Origin of the sequence: Vibrio sp. 10N.222.48.A3 (genome assembly GCF_041475345.1) — a bacterium.
Taxonomy (GTDB): Bacteria; Pseudomonadota; Gammaproteobacteria; order Enterobacterales; family Vibrionaceae; genus Vibrio; species Vibrio tasmaniensis_A.
This window is the reverse complement of the sequence record NZ_JBFRVX010001279.1, coordinates 1-1,863: the sequence shown is the minus strand read 5'-3', so window position 1 is coordinate 1,863 and position 1,863 is coordinate 1. Positions and strand designations below refer to the sequence as shown.

Below are 1,863 nucleotides of genomic sequence, written 5' to 3'. Positions count from 1 at the left end.
CCTCTTCAGGGAAGTCGGCGGTATCTTCTGGCATGAAAGCAAGTGCTTCAGGCTTCAAGTAGTGGCTTAGCTTGGCGCTGGCAAGGCTAGCTTGATGAAAGTGATTCGATTGTTGCGCTGAAATTTCATACGACGATTGGTTTGAACGCAGTTGTTGCGGTTCTGCTACGCCAAATTGCTTACGTAGGCGATCTTCAGTCGTTTTAGTGACGTCAATGGTGTCGATGGGAGTACAGTCGCGAACATCATTAGAAAACATAGATAACAGCAACGCAAAATCTGCACGGCGACCTTGCTCAACCGCTTGGCTGATCCCGATGCCGAACTTCAGTTCGTTGATGATTCCTGCTTTGTCTAAAGTATGTATTTGCATGCTGCCTCTCATTGGATACACCTTTAACGGCATGGAGTTGGCAAACTTTAGAGTTTAATTACAGCCAAATAACGAATTTATGTAGGGCGATTGAGAAAGGTAAGAATAGGTTGAAAAGTCGGCTCGATCTGCTAGTTCGTTTCGCAATGTTCTCATTGATTAGAATACGACAGATACAAAAAAGCTCACGCCGAGGCATGAGCTTTCAATAGATAACTCGCTATAAATAGCGCAGCGTAAGTAATAATTACTTAGCTAGGTTTTCTTCTACGAAAGACCAGTTTACTAGGTTCCAGAATGCTGCCATATAGTCAGGACGAACATTGCGGAAATCGATGTAGTAAGCGTGTTCCCATAGGTCAACAGTTAGAAGTGGAGTAACACCTTCTTCTGTTAGAGGAGTCGCAGCGTTAGAGGTGTTAACGATGTCTAGAGAACCGTCAGCTTTCTTAACTAACCAAGTCCAAGAAGAACCGAAGTTGTTGATTGCTGAATCAGTGAATTTCGCTTTGAATTCTTCGAAAGAACCGAATGCAGCGTTGATCGCTTCTGCAACAGCGCCTGTTGGTTCGCCGCCTGCTTTAGGAGCAAGACAGTGCCAGTAGAACGTGTGGTTCCAGATTTGAGCAGCGTTATTGAAAACACCACCAGTAGAAGTCTTAACGATTTCTTCTAGTGTTTTGCCTTCAAACTCAGTACCTGGGATAAGACCGTTTAGCTTAACAACGTAAGTGTTGTGGTGCTTACCGTGGTGGAAATCTAGCGTTTCTGCTGAGATGTGTGGTTCTAGCGCGTCTTTCGCGTAAGGAAGAGCCGGTAGTTCAAATGCCATTGCTCAATTCTCCATTGATATGAAAGAGTTAACTCTTTCGATTGCTTCCAGTGATATTATTATTCATGGCTCGCTATATTGCCAACCACGGTCAATTTGCGGACTTGCGATATAGTTTAGCAAGTTTTTACTTTATTAAAAGCTTAATTCATCACTTTTGTGTGAATTGTTAGCTTAACTGGTTAACCTCTTTTTTTATATGGTTTTTATTCTTTTGGTTTGGGGTAGAATAAAGGCAATGAAAGCCGTAATCCATTAACGAGGAAGCAATGGAAACTATCGATAAAATCAAACAGCAAATTGAAGAAAACACTATTCTACTGTACATGAAAGGTTCTCCTAAGCTACCTAGCTGTGGTTTCTCTTCTCAAGCGTCTCAAGCGCTAATGGCATGTGGTGAAAAATTTGCTTACGTAGATATCCTACAAAACCCTGATATCCGTGCAGAGCTTCCAGCTTACGCACAATGGCCAACGTTCCCACAACTTTGGGTTGAAGGTGAGCTAATCGGTGGTTGTGATATCATTCTTGAGATGTTCCAAAAGGGTGAGCTTCAGCCAATCGTTAAAGAAGCCGCTGCTAAAGTAGCTGGCGACGACGCTGAGTAAGCTTTAGGCCTTGGTGCTTAAATATTGAATGGAAGGGGCCTTAATTAGGC

Annotated in this window: 3 protein-coding genes; 1 reads left to right on the top strand and 2 read right to left on the bottom strand. The window is 43.0% G+C overall.

Annotated elements, in window-relative coordinates; genetic code table 11:
• Positions 1-373, bottom strand: a 373-nt coding sequence (locus AB4653_RS25670) for a VC2046/SO_2500 family protein (protein WP_372105637.1), incomplete at its 3' end; no start/stop codon positions are given.
• 247 nt (positions 374-620) lie between these two features.
• Complete coding sequence (gene sodB / locus AB4653_RS25665; protein WP_004734050.1) at positions 621-1,205, bottom strand: superoxide dismutase [Fe]; 585 nt, start codon at positions 1,203-1,205, stop codon at positions 621-623.
• 269 nt (positions 1,206-1,474) lie between these two features.
• Between sodB and AB4653_RS25660 the strand changes: the two genes are divergently transcribed.
• Positions 1,475-1,813, top strand: a complete 339-nt coding sequence (locus AB4653_RS25660; RefSeq protein WP_009848715.1) for a Grx4 family monothiol glutaredoxin — start codon at positions 1,475-1,477, stop codon at positions 1,811-1,813.
• The last annotated feature ends 50 nt before the right edge of the window (positions 1,814-1,863 follow it).

Bases quoted from the DNA above. Each gene is read 5' to 3' on its own strand.
- sodB (WP_004734050.1), bottom strand. From the start codon at position 1,205: ATGGCATTTGAACTACCGGCTCTTCCTTACGCGAAAGACGCGCTAGAA.
- AB4653_RS25660 (WP_009848715.1), top strand. From the start codon at position 1,475: ATGGAAACTATCGATAAAATCAAACAGCAAATTGAAGAAAACACTATT.